Annotated in this window: 14 protein-coding genes, 1 tRNA gene and 5 pseudogenes; 2 read left to right on the forward strand and 18 right to left on the reverse strand. The window is 35.7% G+C overall.

Annotated features, from left to right (window positions below):
- From ACFIJ8_RS05435 to ACFIJ8_RS05510, 16 genes and pseudogenes are all read right to left on the reverse strand, one after another.
- The coding region (locus ACFIJ8_RS05435; protein WP_375639172.1) for a hypothetical protein at nt 1-277 on the reverse strand (277 nt) is incomplete at its 3' end.
- Between the two features lie 46 nt (nt 278-323).
- The gene (locus ACFIJ8_RS05440) at nt 324-803 is read right to left on the reverse strand and encodes a hypothetical protein (RefSeq protein WP_375639215.1); all 480 of its coding nucleotides are present in this window, start codon (nt 801-803) and stop codon (nt 324-326) included.
- A gap of 200 nt (nt 804-1003) precedes the next feature.
- On the reverse strand, nt 1004-1474 hold the full coding sequence (locus tag ACFIJ8_RS05445; RefSeq protein WP_375628306.1) for an SMI1/KNR4 family protein: 471 nt from the start codon (nt 1472-1474) through the stop codon (nt 1004-1006).
- A gap of 274 nt (nt 1475-1748) precedes the next feature.
- Nucleotides 1749-2096, reverse strand: a complete 348-nt coding sequence (locus ACFIJ8_RS05450; RefSeq protein WP_375639173.1) for an HNH/ENDO VII family nuclease — start codon at nt 2094-2096, stop codon at nt 1749-1751.
- A gap of 88 nt (nt 2097-2184) precedes the next feature.
- A pseudogene (locus ACFIJ8_RS05455) lies at nt 2185-4750 on the reverse strand (DUF6990 domain-containing protein).
- Nucleotides 4751-4756: 6 nt separating this feature from the next.
- Entirely contained in the window at nt 4757-5110 is a 354-nt protein-coding gene (locus tag ACFIJ8_RS05460) for a hypothetical protein (RefSeq protein ID WP_026500596.1), read from the reverse strand.
- A 48-nt stretch (nt 5111-5158) separates the two neighbouring features.
- Nucleotides 5159-5752 (reverse strand): annotated as a pseudogene (locus ACFIJ8_RS05465) (SMI1/KNR4 family protein).
- Between the two features lie 162 nt (nt 5753-5914).
- Nucleotides 5915-6235, reverse strand: a pseudogene (locus ACFIJ8_RS05470) (hypothetical protein); the annotation flags it as partial.
- Nucleotides 6236-6325: 90 nt separating this feature from the next.
- Nucleotides 6326-7687 (reverse strand): ShlB/FhaC/HecB family hemolysin secretion/activation protein, encoded by a 1362-nt coding sequence (locus tag ACFIJ8_RS05475; RefSeq protein WP_375639174.1) that lies wholly within the window; start codon nt 7685-7687, stop codon nt 6326-6328.
- A 429-nt stretch (nt 7688-8116) separates the two neighbouring features.
- A complete protein-coding gene (locus tag ACFIJ8_RS05480) occupies nt 8117-8191 on the reverse strand; it encodes a hypothetical protein (protein WP_375639216.1) in 75 nt (24 codons plus the stop codon).
- A gap of 491 nt (nt 8192-8682) precedes the next feature.
- On the reverse strand, nt 8683-9228 hold the full coding sequence (locus tag ACFIJ8_RS05485) for a biotin transporter BioY (protein ID WP_375639175.1): 546 nt from the start codon (nt 9226-9228) through the stop codon (nt 8683-8685).
- Nucleotides 9229-9498: 270 nt separating this feature from the next.
- The gene (locus tag ACFIJ8_RS05490; RefSeq protein WP_012754690.1) at nt 9499-10068 is read right to left on the reverse strand and encodes a biotin transporter BioY; all 570 of its coding nucleotides are present in this window, start codon (nt 10066-10068) and stop codon (nt 9499-9501) included.
- Nucleotides 10069-10083: 15 nt separating this feature from the next.
- Nucleotides 10084-10722: an energy-coupling factor transporter transmembrane component T family protein gene (locus ACFIJ8_RS05495; protein WP_375639176.1), complete on the reverse strand. Its 639-nt coding sequence runs from the start codon at nt 10720-10722 to the stop codon at nt 10084-10086.
- The gene (locus ACFIJ8_RS05500) at nt 10719-11399 is read right to left on the reverse strand and encodes an energy-coupling factor ABC transporter ATP-binding protein (RefSeq protein WP_012754688.1); all 681 of its coding nucleotides are present in this window, start codon (nt 11397-11399) and stop codon (nt 10719-10721) included. The genes ACFIJ8_RS05495 and ACFIJ8_RS05500 overlap by 4 nt, the downstream gene beginning before the upstream one ends.
- A gap of 40 nt (nt 11400-11439) precedes the next feature.
- The gene (locus tag ACFIJ8_RS05505) at nt 11440-12867 is read right to left on the reverse strand and encodes an amino acid permease (RefSeq protein ID WP_273787839.1); all 1428 of its coding nucleotides are present in this window, start codon (nt 12865-12867) and stop codon (nt 11440-11442) included.
- 1073 nt (nt 12868-13940) lie between these two features.
- The gene (locus ACFIJ8_RS05510) at nt 13941-14144 is read right to left on the reverse strand and encodes a SlyX family protein (RefSeq protein ID WP_375639177.1); all 204 of its coding nucleotides are present in this window, start codon (nt 14142-14144) and stop codon (nt 13941-13943) included.
- Nucleotides 14145-14597: 453 nt separating this feature from the next.
- Here ACFIJ8_RS05510 and ACFIJ8_RS05515 point away from each other — a divergent pair.
- Nucleotides 14598-14670, forward strand: a tRNA-Thr gene (locus ACFIJ8_RS05515).
- A gap of 89 nt (nt 14671-14759) precedes the next feature.
- Here the strand turns inward: ACFIJ8_RS05515 and ACFIJ8_RS05520 are convergent.
- Nucleotides 14760-14951, reverse strand: a pseudogene (locus tag ACFIJ8_RS05520) (helix-turn-helix transcriptional regulator).
- A gap of 1052 nt (nt 14952-16003) precedes the next feature.
- On the opposite strand from ACFIJ8_RS05520, the gene ACFIJ8_RS05525 reads away from it, so the two are divergent.
- Nucleotides 16004-16666, forward strand: coding sequence for a lysozyme (locus tag ACFIJ8_RS05525; protein ID WP_012754682.1), 663 nt, complete (start codon nt 16004-16006; stop codon nt 16664-16666).
- Between the two features lie 849 nt (nt 16667-17515).
- Here the strand turns inward: ACFIJ8_RS05525 and ACFIJ8_RS05530 are convergent.
- Nucleotides 17516-17969 (reverse strand): annotated as a pseudogene (locus ACFIJ8_RS05530) (integrase); the annotation flags it as partial.
- Nucleotides 17970-18291: the final 322 nt, after the last annotated feature.

Below are 18291 nucleotides of genomic sequence, written 5' to 3' on the forward strand. Positions count from 1 at the left end.
CTTCAAGATCTTCGTCAAAAGACATCCTTCCACGCCCTGGAACGCGGTAAAAGAGGTACCTACCCCCATTCTCACCACCATGATAAAAGCGAAAACATGCCCCTTTATTGATCACAAGACCTTTTCTATTTTTCGGATCGGCTTCCAGAATTCTGTGAGGCTGATCAAAACGCACATTCTCTAAAAAATAAGTGGAAAGAAAACCTACTGTTGCCTTGTTGGTGAGCTGATCAACCATTAGATTCAACGTCTCATCCGCTTGAATAAAGAAGAGCACTATTTTGACTCCCTCCATCATTCGTGCTTTTTGTTCAACTAACTCTTTAAGAATGGGTAGGATGCTTTGATGATCGCTTTTGCAAAGATTTTCTTGTTTGTTGACGTTTTCTTTCATTCTCAAAATGAGTTATCATGGCCCGTTCCTTCTTGCTCGTATTGCTTAGACCAAAAGTATCATTGTCCATAAATTGCTGATATCCAGCTATCATGAGATCGGTTAGGAACGAGTCACTTTTCGGAGGTTGTGTAAAATAAATCCCCTTTGAATCCTGCAATTTATATCGAAAACCTGCTTTTTTCATGCACTCATATACTGAAGCAAATTCACTTGCATACGAATTCATATCACTAGAAGAAGCATAAACCGGTTTCCAGCCACATTTTAAAAGTGATTGTTCGATTACAGCCCGATCTGCTTTAGGCTTTTCCCATAAAACCAAAGTCGATGGGGGAGGATTGCCTAACTGACATCCAGCTGTACTTAAGAGAGCCATGCTGCTCAATAGTTTTAAGATTTTTTTCATTTTTCCCCTCCTCCATAGTTTTTTCCAAAAACTCTTGTAAGAAGATGTGAATTGCAAGCCGAGAGTTTTCTCCGCCTTTTCAATCTGTAAATCATCTGTTTCATTCTCTTCATCATCTTCACTACCCAAATTGATAATCTCATCATCATATTTATTCACTTTATCAATTAATACTGCAACATCAGCTAAGGTATAGGTTTTCATGAATCTTCCCCTGCATGGTCCTTAATTCTTTTACAGAGAAATTCATAAAAATTACTTGCGTAATATTGGGGATCATCAAGTGGAAACTTAAGATAGAGTGGGCATTCTCCATCCCGAAATTGAGTATAATCAAAGTAAAAGGTTTCACCAAAATCAGTTGTGCAGATAACAAGTTGTTTGGGATTCGTAAAGCCATCTCTTCTATCGAGCAAATTTCGGTAAACAATATCACCAGCAGGAATACCAGCACAGATTTCATAAATACTGAATATTTCTTCACCTCCAACTTCTCCGCCTCCATAATTTTTTAAAAAACCCTTATAGGAAGAGGTAAATTGTAAATCGAGAGTATTCTCAGCTGTTTTAATCCTTACATCATCAGGGGCATTATCTTTAGTACCAAAATTAATAGCATGACTATGCATATCAATATATTGTGCAACATCCGATAAAGTATAACTTTTCATAAATTTTTCTCCATAAGTCACAGCGTGTTTTTACTAATAATTAGTGTTTCTACTGATCAATATTTCTCTACCATAGCCAATGGAATTGGGATTACATTGATAGAATCATAAGGGATATTTTCTTGAAGGAGCTCTTTTCTCATCTGTGTCTGTAAAATCATCTCGCATTTACAATATATGATATAATTAAAGGGGATGATCATTAAAGCTTAGAGAGCGCCTTTTAGTGTCATTACTCCAATATTTGCAATAATTACTTTTTCTTTTTTCCTGCTTAGGAGACTTTTTTTGAAATCCAACAAATAACTTTTTTGATAAAATTTGTCTTTGGCTTCATATGAGCAACCAAACTCTTGTCTTGATAAAATGAGTAGAGAACTTCAGCGAGAGGACTATCTTGTTCTTGTGTCATAGGATGTAACATAATAGGCCTACAATCGACTCCAATAGGAGCTCTTCCTGATACCATTCTTTCCACATTTGTACCTGTTACTATCTGTCCTTTTTCTTTCCAAGAAGAAACTGTTTCAGGCTCAAACAGTTCATCTTCCTGATAAACTTTTTGACATTTAAATTCCACAGGCTCTGCTGCCCCCATAATTTTTTTCTTTATCCATTTCATGATTTATAAGCCCCTTCGATTTTTTCAAAATAATCAATGTATTCTTTGTTCTAAATAGACTTAATACACTCTCCTTCCAAGAGCGAGATTATTCCTCGCTAGAAAACTCTGAGTGATTATCGAAATCCTTTTGCCACCTGTTTAATTAAAGCGTAGCTCACTTGCTCCACCTTTGCTACTTCTTTGGCTAAAGCTAATGCACGTTCAAGGTGGGTTTTGTTGATGCTTTCGTCAAAGCCTAGGTGATCCTCTGCCGTAAAGCTTTTCTGATAAGATTGTAAGGTCTCAACATCACCCAATAAAGCAAGAGCGCCAAGATGAAGTAAAGCATAATCCGTATCGTTTGCTTTGGACGTGGCGCCTTTTTCCCAAGGAGCAGTGCCATAATCAGAGCGAAGTCTTTTAGAAAGGTCAATGTCTGTTACCGCCCATTCTAAAGCATCATCAAGCGCCTGTGTTAAACGATCCGCAGTGACTTCTGGTTCAAAGATTTCTAATCCCTTGGCTTCAAAATTAAGCTGTATATCTGGAATATCTTCCGTGTGGGTAGGATCAATGAATTTGCAAGCGGTGGAAAGAATGCCCGTGCTAATCATAAAGGCGCTATCAAATTGCGGGTAATCTTTAGCAATTTCGTCGTTATAAAGAATATATACTTCACGATCAGCCAATTGATAGCTTGCCATATGGTCATCTTCATTGATTCTCTCAATCGTCCAGCCTAAGCTTTTTAAAAGTGCATGAGCACTTTCCATGGTGAGACGATCATCAGTGTCATCCGCTTCATCCACTTCCTCTGCCACTTCAACAGCAATAGTTTTGAAAACAACAGATGCTGTTTGCGGATCCAAGCTCAAAATCGGTGCATTTTTCGGAAAACCTACTCGATAACCCCGTGCAAGAGTGAGGAGATTATCAATTCTATATTTTGAGATTTCTTCCACAAAACCTAAAGGATTTCCCTTTCTAAAATTCTCTTTATAAGATTTGAGCTTTTCAACATCCCCAATCAAAACAAGCGCAATAAGGTGACGCGCTACAAGATCAAGTTCACTGTCTGGGGAAAAAGCGGCATAATCATAGATGATTTGATTCACATTTTGCCGATCAGCCCACTCAAGTATATCTGTACAAATCTCCTTTAGCTTGCCTTCATCCAATTCAGTACTAGAAACTGTATAAACTTCTTCTGCTTCTTTGAGGGCTATATATTGAGGCATATTATAGAAAATTTCTCTATGAGCAGTGGAAAAGCCAAGTGTTGAAAGGGAAGCCTTAAATGCAACAATCGGCTCTTCTTCATCACTTTGAAGGTTATACATTATATTGATGATACGGTCTTTACTTATAAAATAAGCATTGCGATTGTAGTTTGTATCACGATAAACTGTCCAACCCATTTCTTTTAATTGCTCTGCAACTTTATTGAAAGTAATCAAAACTTGTGGACTAAGATGTGCTTCTGCTGCCTCTCGCTCATTAAGGATTTTCAGATGTTCTTCAGCAAATTCAACGGCATGGTTAACATATTTTTCTACTTCATCATCATCCAAATGTTCAGAAATCGTACCAGCTTCTAGAAAATTTTGATAAGATTTCAGCACATCAATTTTACCTGTTAATGCTAAACAAGCTAAATGCCAGACTATGTCTATATCGTAACTATATTTTTTAACAAGTGTTTTACTTTCTATCGATGCTTGCAAGTCTTGGGTGCGTGCCCATTGTATTATCCGCTCAGAAATTTTGATAAGCTCGTGATCATTTAATGTTCCCACACAAATATCAATCCCTTTATCAAAACCGCTAAAAATCCCTCCCCCAATCGTATTAAAAGACTGATAAATATCCGTAGGTCGTATCCAATTATATTCTCCCCTATAGTGAATATATTCGCAAGCTACAGAAATCTCTTCGTTAGAAATCTCAGCTTCAAGACGGACATTGTAATTATCGAGAAGACGTACAAAACCAAAATCAAACTGAATAAAACGATCAGGCAAAGAGAGCCACATCTTTCCAAGTTCCGTAGAAAACCACCCTTGCGTTTTGAGAATACGGCTTGCTGCAGTAAGGCTCATCGAGCGCTGTTTGGGCTTTTTGCGCGTTAGAATATCGTCTAATTCCCCATTTTTATAGGCCTGTGCAAAAAGAAGCAGACGTTCATTCCACGTCATCATTTTATAATCAGAAAATTCTGATACGTTTATTTTGGGCGTAGACTCATAACTCCTTAAAGCTTCTATCTCGCCGAGAAGAGCCTTTGCAACAAGAGAATGATCTGCAGCTTCTTCACGTAATTTTTGTTCAATATCTTGTTCTTGGGCCCAAGCTATTACCCTATTTAAAGCTTCTTCAATATGGCTTTCAGAAAGATCCGGTACCGTAACCCCGAAATCACCTATTTCTGGATAGAGTATATATCCATACCGTGACTTTTGCCCCCTAGAATATTCACAAGCAAGACTATAAGAAGCAGTTGTGAGACTAGCTAATAACCAAAATTTTTCACCATCCGTTTCATGTTTCACACCATAGCTCAAATCCACAATGCGATCCGGAAGATAATAATAGGCAAATGTATCGCCTACTTCATCACGATAGAGCTCACAGCCCAGACTTTTTAATATTTCTGCTGCATCTTTAGTTTGCATAATGTTTCACTCTTCTCCAACCGCCGGATAACAGCTAACTGTATAAGGAATTATTCTATTCCACTCTTTGTTTATTTGATTTTCACTCCAATTGTCTCTAAACTCTTTCAGAAGCTCTGCGTCTCCTTCAAATTTTTTCAAATCTTCTTGGTATTTATTAAGCTGTTCCTTATTTTCCCCTAGATAGCGTTTCATAATTTTTCCAAAAGGTTTTGCATCTCCTGTTTTATACGCTATTTCAAAATCTTTTTGACATTCTGTTAATTGAGAATTACCAGTTTTTATATCAATAACTTTTAATATACCTTTCTCTACATAAATAATATCAGGGCGATGTATTTTTTTTAACGAAAAGTTCATGGATAAACCTCAAAACGTGCGTTATAAACGCTCCGTATTTCCTCACTATCAATTGCCCTTCCTCCATAGTTTTTTCCAAAAACTCTTGTAAAAAGGGATAGGTTGCGGAGTGGGAGTGTTCTCAATCTTTTCAATCGGTTGATCACCATCAGGTATCTCAACTCCCGCGTGTACTTTAATTCTTTTGCATAGGAATTCATAAAAATTACTGGCGTAATATTCGGACTCCTCATCCGCAAACATGACATAGATTGGACATTCTCCATCCCTAAACTGCGTATAATCAAAATAAAAGGTTTCATCAAGATCATAACTCACAACGAGCTGTTCTGGTGTCGCAAAACCATGTTTTCTATCGAGTAAGTTTTGGTAAACAATATCACCAGCAGGAATACCTTCCCCTCAATCTCCATAAAGGCTATAAATTTCTTCACCACCAATTTCTCCTCCTCCATATTTTTTTAAAAAAACTTTGTAAGAGGATGTGAATTGTACGCCGAGAGTTTTCTCCGCCTTTTCAATCTGTAGATCATCCGTTTCATTCTCTTCATCATCTTCACTACCAAAATTGATAATCTCATCATCATATTTATTCACTTTATCAATTAATACTGCAACATCAGCTAAGGTATAGGTTTTCATAGATGATCCCCCTAAAAGTGATTAACAATTCTTGCATTTTTGAAAACAAAAAAGGATGACGGCTTTAACAGTGTATTTCAAAAGAAAACCGCCCAACAAAAGCGTCATTCCAAATTAGTTATAATTCTTTTACAGAGGAATTCATAGAAGTTATTGCATAATATTGTCATATTTGTTATGAGAGAGACCTTGTCCATTGGGGCGAACAATATCAATCAGCGGCACGCCATTGCCGGCTTTTCCCACCGTGGGGCGGAAAACAGAGCCACCCCCGTCAGCTGCTTTGATCCCTTGGCTCTCTTGTGCAACAGGACTTCGCGCTCCAAGCGCTTGTGCTTGCAACAACAAAGGCTGAAAAGCTAAGAAAAAACTTAAAACAAGTGAAAGCCCCTTATGGATCCCTCGCTGCAAAACACAAAAAACGCGCTGCCCTCGCTTGTATCCATATCCCAATTTGTGCTTTTGATCTTTCAATCCCCGCATTTTTAACTCCTCATAAAATTCTTTATCTCTTTAAAAAAATACCCCATATGGGTGTAAACAGCGCAGCGATATTTTTTACCGCCCTTTGCTCTAAAATCTCAATAATGCCCGCACTTGAAATAACCCTGTCGCATTTCCCTTTTCTCGCACTGTTGATTGGGTTAAAATATTCGAATAAGATACATCAACGTCCGTAATGTCTCCGGTTGCGTGGAAACCAAGAGTTGCCCCAACGAGACACCCGCCAAAACTGTTTTTGCTTACATCATTGGCCACGGCTCCCAGATCAAGCGCCATATAAGGGGAAAATTGGCTCACAAATTTACGCCCCATTCTCAAAGAAAAACCTGGCAACAACAGCGACAATTCATTGCGCCAAAACACCCCATTGTTACCGTAATAAATCGCCTCACGCACCCCGCGCGCAGATGAATTACCACCAAGCGACATTTGCTCTGAACTAAACAACGTATCGGGTGATAATTGTCCTGAAAACAGTGTGTTATAGCGAAAGTTATACTGATGAAGCGAAAAAGGACGCACGTAGCCTAGAGAAAAAGACAATTTGTAAAATTGCCCTTTGGGAGCATTTTTTATTGCATTCTCTTGCTCTTTATCATCATAAGCGCCAAGAATTGCCAACCCTTTATGAAACCCTATATGCGCGCTTAACTCTCCTCCAAGCCACTTGCACGAATGATCAAGCTCAAAGGTTGCAATAGCTAGTTTACGACTGGAAACATCAACTCGACTGCCCATAATGAAATTATCAGAATATTCCCATGTCAACCGTCCCGTAACCCAGGTCTTGCCCTCTTGATCACGGTCGATAACCCGTGAAATCCACGGTGTCAGCGATAAAGACTTACCCGCAGTCATAATATCGGAAAATATTCCCTTAACACTTGAATGATATTGGCTCCACGTCCCATCAAAACCTGTTGTCCAATAGCCATAGGGAAGAGAAAATGATCCCGTTAGAGTATCACTATTGGGACGCTTGTGAGAAAAATGATACGGACCACCATCCATGGAGCGCTGATAGCTAAACGACCATTGATCATTGATCCCTAACAGATCATCAAAAGAAAGGCTCAAGCGCATTTGATAAAGCCCTGTTGCTTTAGCGCCAAGATTATCGCTGGAAAGCGTAATAAGCCAAGGTTTCTGTTTTTCAATATGAACATCGAGTATCGAACCACCCGAATTGCACCCCGCACCAAGATTAATGGTGGCTTGGCGTGAGAAAAGTCGATTGATTTGATCAAGCCCTTGCTCTATCTGGCGCAGATTGGTCGGTTTTCCAATAAGGTTTGGAAAAGCCGTAGTGATTTCTCCCTGAAGTCTCCTCTCAACTTTATGCCCATCCAGAGTGATATCTTCTACTTGTCCTTCAACAACAATCTTGAGATGACCGTGCAGGCAGAGTAAAATAGGCTTAAAATTTGCCAACAGTTAGAGGAATTAGTGTCTAAAAAATTCTGCTAATGAGGTTTATTTTGCTTTTCCTTGACTTTTAAGCCACGCTAGCATGTCTGAATCCACACGCACAGTTAGCAACAGTTTTCGTTGGTTTATAGAATGGATTGAGAACGGCGTTTTTCCAGAACGCATCATTGAGTGACGAAATATCTCTATGATCAATTGTACTGTCCGGCATTACAGCCAGTTTATCAACTTCAACTCTCTGTTTATCTGTCAAAGGTGATAAGTTACCTACCTCAATTTCATAACGAACTTTCTTCTTTATAACGTTTCCTTTCTTTCAAGTTAGCTCGCCGTGCTGAAATAATACGGATTCCCTCTATGCCATCTTTATCGTCATAGACAGTATGCGCTACGAATAATAATAAAAAAACCATCCATGAGCCCTAAAGCTTGCTAACCATACTCTCCGTTTTCAATACGATCTTGTTTAGCTATGGAGAATGGGTCCGAAAAAACACATGCAGCCATTTCAAAACTTACACGGTGCTTTCTAAGATTATTTTTTGTTTTAGCTTCATCCCATTCAAATCTTATTTTTATACCTTATATTAACACATTTATAAGGGTATTATGTACATCAAGAGTTTTAAATGAACACTGAATTATCGATGTTTTTGTACAATTAATATAATTTAATACTTTAAAAATTAGTGATTAATTAACTAAAAATATAAAAAAATAATAAATAATCCTAAGGCGTTATGCATATAATATGCAAATCGAATAAAACTTACAAGCATGTTGAATAAAACGATATTAATTGACTATTTAGGGGTCTGCTCCTGAAAGCAAAAAATAAATTTTGGTGCCGAAATATTCAACTTTCGTATGGCTACCTTTGAGAGCTATACAGATAAAAATACCAATAAAAAGTAAATAAAACAGAATGGTATTCCGTGGTACTTTTTAATCCACATACATTTGGCAAAAATTGTTCTTCAGTACAGAACTACCCCTTTTTAAGAATGAATGAGAGGAGCAATTTTTTTAATGGTCAACGCTACAAAGGATGCAATCAGCACTTTCAAGAAACCACCAGCAAAAAAACCTAATGAACTTATTAAAACCGTCAGCAAAGGAACCTGAGTCATATAAGCTACCCATGGTATTCCAAAAGAATAAACTATCCCAATGCCGCCCACAGTATTTATCACAAATAATGTTATAAAATTTAACCGCTTCCAAAACAATTCTACCATTAAACCAATAAAAAATGCAGCAAATGGAAAACTAATCAGATAACCACTCGTAACTCCTGAAAAAACACTAATTCCACCACGACCACCAGGCAATAGAGGTAACCCAATCGCAATAAGAACAAGGAAAAGAAGTGATGCTAAAGCTCCCCTTTTCGCTCCAAGTATAGAGCCTGCTAACATCGGAGCCATAGACTGAGCTGTAATAGGGACACCCAGCGAAAAAGGAAGATAAATAGGAGGAAAAAGACTCAAAACAGCGTAAATAGCGGCAAATAAAGCAATATAAACTAAATCTTTTGTATTCACTGAATTATTCCTTCACTATGAAAAAACTTTTGTTATTGTTGTATAATTAATAAAAAGTATCAGATTTATAAAAGTACACTTTAAATGCCTTAGATATAGAGAAAAATACTATAATAATTTATTTTAATAATATCACTTATATAAATCACATTTATAAATCACATTAGATTCTACAATGTTTAATTACATCATAGATTACTATGGTTAAATTCAGTAAACTTATTGTGATACATGAATATCATATAATAACAGCATAACAAAATAATACATTTATTTTAGCTTGTTCTTATTATGCTTTGAATGAATGAGAGGAACAGATCTTTTAATCGCGAGTGCAACAAAGGATGCAATCAACACTTTTAAACAATCGCCTATCAAAAAACCTGATGAAGCCATTAAAACCTTCGGTAAAGAGACTTTGGTCATATACGCTGTCCATGGAACACCAAAAGAATAAACTATCCCAATGCCACCAACAATATTTATCACAAATAATGTTATAAAATTTAACCGCTTCCAAAACAATTCTACCATTAAACCAATAAAAAATGCAGCAAATGGAAAACCTATTAAGTAACCACTTGCAATCCCTGAAAAGACACTGATCCCACCGCGACCACCAGGCAACAGAGGTAATCCAATCGCAACAAGAACAAGAAAAAGGAGTGACGCTAAAGCACCCCTTTTTGCCCCAAGAATAGACCCTGCTAGCATCGGTCCCATCGATTGAGCTGTAATAGGTACCCCTAGAAGAAAAGGAAGATAAATAGAAGGGAAAAGGCCCAAAATAGCATAAATAGCGGCAAATAAAGCAATATAAACTAAATCTTTTGTATTCATTTGATTCTTCTTTCACTATAAAAAACTTTGATTATTATGAGATGCTGTATCAATGGCATCAGCATCATAAGAACGCGCTTCCAATGCTTCAGCCACTTCTGAAGCCATTCTTATGGTTCGTATAATTAAAGGTATCGCAAGAGCGACAATGTTAGTATTAAGCCCCCGTGCTTGCTGTGCTTCATGTACCTCATTAAACTTTTCACTCAAAAGAGGAATAAACCTGATCGCCATAGAGATAACCATACTCACTTTTGATGGATTTATACCAAAACAGCAAAAAGGCTGAAGCCCAACTTCAATTGCATCCACCATATCTGAAACTTTTGTTGTGAATGAAACAAGTGATGATAAAGAAAAGAGGATAACAAGACGTAATATGACCTCAACCCCCGTAAGCCAACCGCTAAAAATAGTTTGAAATACAAATAGAAGAACTAAAAGCAATCCCATCGATTTAAATTGCTTTATCGCAGTTTTGAGAGGGACCTTGGCGACTCTATAGAATAAGATGACCAACAACAAAAATAACCCAAGAAGCGCTATGGAAGAAACCATTATTATAAAAGTTCCACACGCCGCAAGAAATAATAACTTAACTCCAGGACTTAACCTATGAATAAACGTATCCCTTGGAATATATAAACCGATCATGACATTCTTCTTATATACTCCTTGATAGCAACAAAAGGTACATCATCAATTGCTATCTCCCCCTTATCAAAAACCAGCACTCTATCAAACTTTTTCAAAAACTCCAAATCATGCGATACAACTATTGCCGTTTGTGGTAATTCTTCTATCACTTGCGTAACGCGATGCTTATTTCGCAAATCAAGTAATGTCGTCGGCTCATCAAAAATAATGTAGTCTGGTTTCATTGCAACTACACCGGAAATAGCAACGAGTTGTTTTTGTCCACCACTTAATAAATGGACAGCGTGATTTCTGAAGTCTTGAAGTTCATAGCGCTGTAAAATTTCATCTACACGCTCCTTAATTTCATCTTTACTAAGCTTTAAATTTTTGAGACCAAATGATAAGTCCTCTTCAACTAATGGTAAAACAATCTGATTATCGGGATTCTGAAATACAAATCCAACTTTACGCTTTACTGCTTTTGCATCGCGCTTGGTATCAAGCCCATCAACGCTTACAAAACCGTGAGATGGTAATTGGAGTCCATTAATAAGACGAACAAATGTACTTTTTCCAGAACCATTCGCACCTATAACAGCAATTCGTTTTTCGGTAAGCTGTACAGTAATATTCCTTAAAACACACAAATCACCAAAAACTTGTGTTACCTCATCAAATTTTATAGTCCCCAAGATTTATTCCAATCAATCCCTTTTATTAGCTCTTCTTTCTCTATCGTTTCAGTTTATAACCTAAAAGTAATAATAAGCACCATAGAGGAATAATAATGACTGCCAAACTCATATCAGGCATCTGTACAGGAATATATGTTTCAAGAAAAGGCACGCTTATTCCTATCATATCAAAAAGTCGAGTCATCAATCCATTTTGCCCAAAACCACTGATAAACATAATGCAAAATAATAAAGCAAGAAAGCAGAGACAAAGATAGTTAGCGTAAGGATATAAACCAAACGCATAAGTAAAGTTGCCTTTTCTGTTCTTATGTGCATTGCGAAATTTCAAATGAACAATAACAATAATAGCCCAAGTAATCACTGCTGCTGCAGTTGCAAGAGCCATGATCCGCATGAAACTATTATCAGGAACAAGAGCATTAACAACGACAATCAACACCGTACAGAATGATGAAAAAAGGATAGCAATATAAGGAACACGAGCAGCACTCAGTTTACTAAAAATATGTGGTGCATTTTTTTGTACAGCTAAACTATAAAGCATACGTCCATTAGAATAAATGCCACTATTGTAAACAGAAATAGCAGCCATAATCACCACAAAATTCAAAATATGACCAGCAGCAGGAATTCCTATAGTCTCGAAAATTGTAACAAAAGGACTACCATTTTTTCCAATCATATTCCAAGGGCTGATTATCATAATAACGCTGATAGAACCAATATAAAAAATTATAATCCTCCACATAACTTGACGGATAGCCGCTGGAATTGTTTTTTGTGGATCAGATGCCTCTCCAGCAGCAATACCAATAAGCTCTGTTCCTCCAAAAGAAAACATTACTACAGAAGTCGCTAAAACAACCCCTACTGCTCCATAAGGGAAAAAACCGCCATGGTCCCAAAGATAATGAATATTCGCTTGATTTTCCCCTAGTCCAGTGACAATGAGAAAAATTCCCAAAATAATCATACCAATAACAGCAGCCACTTTGATCAAAGCGCAAGCAAATTCAAATTCTCCATAAAAACGAACATTAAACAAGTTAATGAATGTAACAAATAAAAGAACAACGAAAGATGCCTTCCAGTGATCAATCAAAATCCAATGATCAAGGTAAAACCCTATCACTGTAAGTTCAGCCATGCTCACAAGAATATAAAGAAACCAATAATTCCAACCTGTTATGAAACCAGCTAATCTCCCCCAATATTTATAAGCAAAAAAACTAAATGCTCCTGAAGACGGTTCTTCTACTGACATTTCACCAAGCATTCGCATAATGAAATACATAATAAGTCCGCCGACAAGATAAGACAAAATGACTGAGGGACCAGCTAATTGAATTGCCTCGGTTGACCCATAAAAAAGTCCCGTCCCAATAACGCCACCCAAAGCAATCATTTGAATATGGCGATTTTGAAGGCTACGCTTCAATTCATTGTGCTTTTTTTCAAACATCATGCCTCATTACTTTTGTTGAGCCTAACCTCAACTTTTATCGAAAAATTAGGCACCTTTTTCAAAAAACACAAAACAAACGTAAACTTATTTTCTTATCATAATGCAACTCCTTATTTTTTTGTGCATTATACATATGCCCCGTTGAAGTTTTAAGAAAAAATATGCTCCACTATTTATTTAAATTAATGTCCTTCATTTTCGTTACACTAACCATTATAGCATTGGTTATTGATAACGCACACTCTGTAATCACATCACATTGGACAACAACCCCCTTTAATAAAATTTTAATAAACCTTCTGCAAACAGATGTCTATCACCTTAATCAATCTCTATGCAAGGTAATGCCTGATTTTCTGTCCTCAATTTGCATTACTCTCACTTATTTACCAGCATGGTTTATCTTTGGTGCTTTAGCAATAGTATTTTGTATCTTAAATTACGAAAAACAAAAACCTTTTCACCAAATATCATATACATATAACGAAGAATATATTTAATCTTGAAAAAGACTTCTAGAGCTTTTTGTACTATACACAACGGATATCGCTTAGAGCACCTCACCCGATTAAAACAACTGAAAATAACTTGATCATCAGAATGGATTAAAACGCTCTATTATAAATATACGCGCTCACTTATGATTTCTATGGATAACGATAACATCGCTTCATTTGTATCAATTTAAAAAAATTAGCGAATAAATCTAACTCCCATCTATAGAAAACTCTGTACAGAAAAAACTTAACACATTGAAGTTCATATATTTTTATGGATGCTTTTTTATACTCTACAAAAACTTTTCTTAATTTTAGTACTAGAAATCACATATAAAAAACGTCTTCTAATATCAGCACTCCTTATAAAATTGGAACTTTTTGAAATTAATGAAGAAGCTTATAAAAATTATTCTACAAATCTAACAAAATGCGTTAAATAAAAACTAATCTGTAAATAATTGCAATTGTAATAAAGAACATTTCGCACCTTCCTCCCATTGTAATATCCACCCTATTACATCTAAAAAAATCAAGAGAATATCAACAGAAGAATTTTTAAGCACCTTCTCCCTATTGAGAAAATGGTAAAATAACAGCTTCAGTAACACTCTGTTCTTTTAAATCTGCAAATCGTCTCGCTAAGACATCAACTTTTTTAGATATCTCATCCAAACTTTTCCATTGATTAGTTACCACTCGAGAAAGTTCCTCAATGAATTTTTCTTGGTAAGCTAGCTTTATTTCTAGTTCTATCAGCCGATCTTCATCCGACATGATTCTTACTCCATCTTAAATAAAAAACGTGATTAATTTTATTAATCCTCCCCCTTTTTCTTCCCCTAAAAATGAGAAGTAACTTTTCAACTAATTCTACTCATCTTATTTGCACATTATAAAGGGTTTATAATGATCTTTATTTTCCTAATCACTTATTCAACAAATTTCTTTCTTAAGAATCAGAAAAAGTTTTTATCTTTACTAAGTTATCTTGACACCATTTTCTATCCTAAGGATCTACATTCCCAGCTTCTTAATTTGAGTGCTATCGTAAATTGGAAAGCATTTATAGTATTAAGATCAAAGAATACTGTCCTCTGACTTTTACATACTTCTCCTGCAAATTATTATCATATTTTATAAATTATTGAAAAAATGCATTCTTGCTTTTATACGTACTTTTAGCTATTACCCTCAAATTAGTTTTGTCTCATTGATTTACAAACCTATGCCGCATTAGCTCAGTTGGTAGAGCACATCATTCGTAATGATGGGGTCGCTGGTTCGAATCCGGCATGCGGCACCGCATTTTCTCTTTTTCATATTAGAACATATAGATTTTTATTTAATTATCTGTTTGAAGACCACCTTCTACAGTTTATATAATTTTACCTAATTTGTTCTTATTTTCTTTGGAGTAAAGGCTAAGATCTCTTTCTTTCTCCACCTCACCGCTCTCCCTAGCTTGCATGGCTTTGGAAATACACCTTGAAGCACCTAATGGCGAATCGTTGTTGTGGATACACTAAAAAGCTTTGCACATTCACGGGTTGTTACATATCTATCGCCATCATCAAATATCATCTCATTACCTTTCTCTTTTTTATGTTATGTAAATGGGCGGGGATGCTAGGAGGAGAGAACCTCCCATATCTTCAAGCGGCTTTTTGTTAAAATCTTTTGTATCTCTTGTGCTATTGCCTCTAAAAAGATTTCAATAGCTTGATTGATTTGTTTAAGACGCTTCTGGAAACGTAGCCAATACAACACTAGACAAAGATGATACCATTGTCCCCGAATGCCCCATAAAACACTTCATATGAAAAAGACGAAAGCGTTATTCATATGGAAAAATATATGAAACCGAAATCATCATTCAAGTTTATTACAATACAATATTCTTTACAACACTATCCAATATCATTGGTCCATATATTGAATATGCCCCACTACTATATTGTTTTAGTTGGAAACAGACTACTAGAGAGGGAGAAAATATCGATTATGTTTTTATATAACATTTTATTTAAAATCCTTCATAAAGATATTTTTTAAGAAAATTAAGCAATTAGAGGAAAAAATAAATAACAGTTAAATTCACTATAGATTTTTTGATTAAATATGTATAATACGTTACGTGTATATCGTGTTGATTCTAAGATAATTTGTAGATCTATAATATTCAACTGTAATGTTTTTTTGTTTTTATGAAAATAATTCTATGGTGTAAGTTATGGGTTATGCAATTACTTAAAAATCAATACCTATTATTTCATTACTTATTATATCTCTTATTTTTTTGTTAAAAAATGCTTTTTGTCATCAGGATTATTGAAATTTTTTTAAGTAAAGTTCTTCTAAATCATTCTGGATCAACTGTAAGAATTTATGAGTAAAATCTATCTGGTTATAAATGGTTTTATTATAAAGTTATTATCTTGAGATGGAGATCAATTGCTGCAAAATGAATGGTGCTTAGCATAATATTTGTTCAAAAAACGATATGGGTTTTAACATAACTCACTATGGAGATTTTGAATTTATTATGCCCTTTCGCTGTTCTGTTCTTAAAAATGAGTAGATGTAAGTTTTCGATTCATATCCTGCTTTGTGTAGTTTTTTTATAGGTAAGAATAATGCGAAAAATATCAAAAGAAGGGCTTGCATTGATTAAGCAATTGGAAGGCTTACGTTTATCGGCTTATGAATATTCTGGTGGTGTATGGACAATTGGTTATGGACATACAAATGCTGCTGGTGCTCCAAGCGTCCACAAAGACATGCAAATTACGGAAAAAGAAGCTGAAAAAATCCTTTGTCAGGATTTGAGAGAGTGTGAACTCGTTGTTGAAAAAGCCGTTACCGTTCCTTTAAACAATGAACAATTCGCGGCATTAGTATCATTTTGCTATAACGTAGGAATAACAGCCTTTTGCAATTCTACACTTTTAAAAAAGCTCAATAAAGGTGCATATGAAGTGGTACCAACTGAATTGCAAAAATGGACAAGAGTAGGAGGAAAACGTATCCAAGGCCTTGTCAATCGCCGAGCAGCTGAAGCAGGATTATGGGCGAAAGGATCTCATGTTGCCCCAAATTATCATGTAGTAGAATCAGAAGGTGTAACAGGTATTTGCAAAGTAGAAGCTCTTGCACCAATCATAGGTTCTTTTTCAGGGCTTGGAGGGCTTTTTTCAGGAAATGGTCCTGTTCAATGGGTTTTAGCAGGCATTATGGTTTTAGCTGCTTGTACAGCTATGGTATACATTGCTAAACGCTTTCAAGAACACCGCCTATGATCTTATGGATAAAAAAATATCTAACAATGACGTCAGTGACCATAGCAACTTTTCTTATAGCTTTAGTGAAAGCCTTTTTTCTTGGGAAACAAGTTGAGAAGCAAAAGCAAACAAAGGAAGCTTTCAAGATAGGACAACACGGCTTAAGGTAGAAAATGAAGATTAATAAGAAAAGTGATGCTGCTATGCGTACTAAGCTTTCTAACTGGCTGCGCGACGAATGAACGAACTTCTTGTATTGGATGGCTGCCAATTTATTTGAATCGACAAGATATCAATGTGATTAATCCAAATTTGGCGAGAGATATTTAAAACATAATGAACAAGGTGCAGGTCTACGTGGTTGGAGACATAAACGGAAAATAAAGTGCTAAAGATACAATTCCTCTGAAAGATTAATCAATGAAAAGATTTGAAAGAGGTCGATATATTCAGATTAAAAGTAAAAGAACTTAAAGGATAAAAACGCTCTGGTGGTCGATTGGATTTAATTAGAGTGACGGAGATGTCTGAGTTGAAGCGAAAGAATTCAACAAGGTTATATTTGTATAAAGTGATTGAGTCTATTGATGTGTTCCAAGAGCATCTTTGTTATCCTACCAAAAGAAAATGAGAAAAGATTTTACGGATTGCACTGCTATCGTCGTTCAAAGAACTAATGATACACAACGTTCTGTCTTCAACAAAATAGGGTTTGCATGCTTAAGAAAAGCAATCCACGGGATTGTATAATGAATAATGGACAGCTTTTATGTGATTTGTGAATAACGTTTTTTCAGCTTTCTAATCGTAATAATGATGTTGAAGATAAGATAAATAGTTTCGCAAGGTATCTGCTTTTTCATGCTAAAGTGACGCAAAAACATTGTGAGTGATATTGGCTGTTAATTTTTCTGTAGTAAATTCCCTATGTGGGAAATAACATGCAACTCTAGTGGAGAAAACCAGCAACCATTTTTACCTTCATTTTTCAACTCTGCTTTTTTGCTTTCAAAAGCCGCTTTTGCAATTTCTTGAAAAATATTGATTTGCTGTTTTAAGATAACTTGTTCCTGAAATAAAATGGGACCATTACCTTCTTTTAAAATATCACTCTAATATCTTGTAAACTCATATGCTGCTTTTAGAGAAAGTTTCTAACAGAACCGTGCCTTTCACGGCGTTTATTGTGATGTGTATAACGGAAAAATTAAGAGTGCATATTATCTTTTCGAATATTCAACCACAATCTTACTTCATCACAATATTTACCTTGGGGAGATACTTTTACAAAAGATGCTGATAATCTATAAATCGCCCTCACCTAATTCACCTTCTCGTTCATCCTTCTATGCATTGCCCGTCCACCTTTTAAACCGCCTTAAATTTTTGATATAGAATTTTTTCTTTAGTTTTTATTTTTTATTGAATCATAAAAATGATCTGTACCAATCTTGCCTCTATGCATCTTTATACATTTTGATTCTTGTTTCTAAAGCCCAGTCTACCAGCATATCACTCTGTTTTTTATATTTAATATATATTTTTAGATTTATTCGTAACTTGCTAGAAAAGTTTCTATATTTTGATAGCAAATCTTCTATCAGTTCACTTTTTTCAAAAGATTCTGAAAGGATTCTCAAAAA

The organism is Bartonella sp. MF74HXZ (genome assembly GCF_042194445.1).
GTDB classification, from domain to species: domain Bacteria; phylum Pseudomonadota; class Alphaproteobacteria; order Rhizobiales; family Rhizobiaceae; genus Bartonella; species Bartonella grahamii.

Bases quoted from the DNA above. Each gene is read 5' to 3' on its own strand.
- ACFIJ8_RS05510 (WP_375639177.1), bottom strand. From the start codon at position 14,144: ATGTCGGATGAAGATCGGCTGATAGAACTAGAAATAAAGCTAGCTTAC.
- ACFIJ8_RS05525 (WP_012754682.1), top strand. From the start codon at position 16,004: ATGCGAAAAATATCAAAAGAAGGGCTTGCATTGATTAAGCAATTGGAA.
- ACFIJ8_RS05495 (WP_375639176.1), bottom strand. From the start codon at position 10,722: ATGATCGGTTTATATATTCCAAGGGATACGTTTATTCATAGGTTAAGT.
- ACFIJ8_RS05445 (WP_375628306.1), bottom strand. From the start codon at position 1,474: ATGAAAAGTTATACTTTATCGGATGTTGCACAATATATTGATATGCAT.
- ACFIJ8_RS05460 (WP_026500596.1), bottom strand. From the start codon at position 5,110: ATGAACTTTTCGTTAAAAAAAATACATCGCCCTGATATTATTTATGTA.
- ACFIJ8_RS05450 (WP_375639173.1), bottom strand. From the start codon at position 2,096: ATGAAATGGATAAAGAAAAAAATTATGGGGGCAGCAGAGCCTGTGGAA.
- ACFIJ8_RS05490 (WP_012754690.1), bottom strand. From the start codon at position 10,068: ATGAATACAAAAGATTTAGTTTATATTGCTTTATTTGCCGCTATTTAT.
- ACFIJ8_RS05505 (WP_273787839.1), bottom strand. From the start codon at position 12,867: ATGTTTGAAAAAAAGCACAATGAATTGAAGCGTAGCCTTCAAAATCGC.
- ACFIJ8_RS05440 (WP_375639215.1), bottom strand. From the start codon at position 803: ATGAAAAAAATCTTAAAACTATTGAGCAGCATGGCTCTCTTAAGTACA.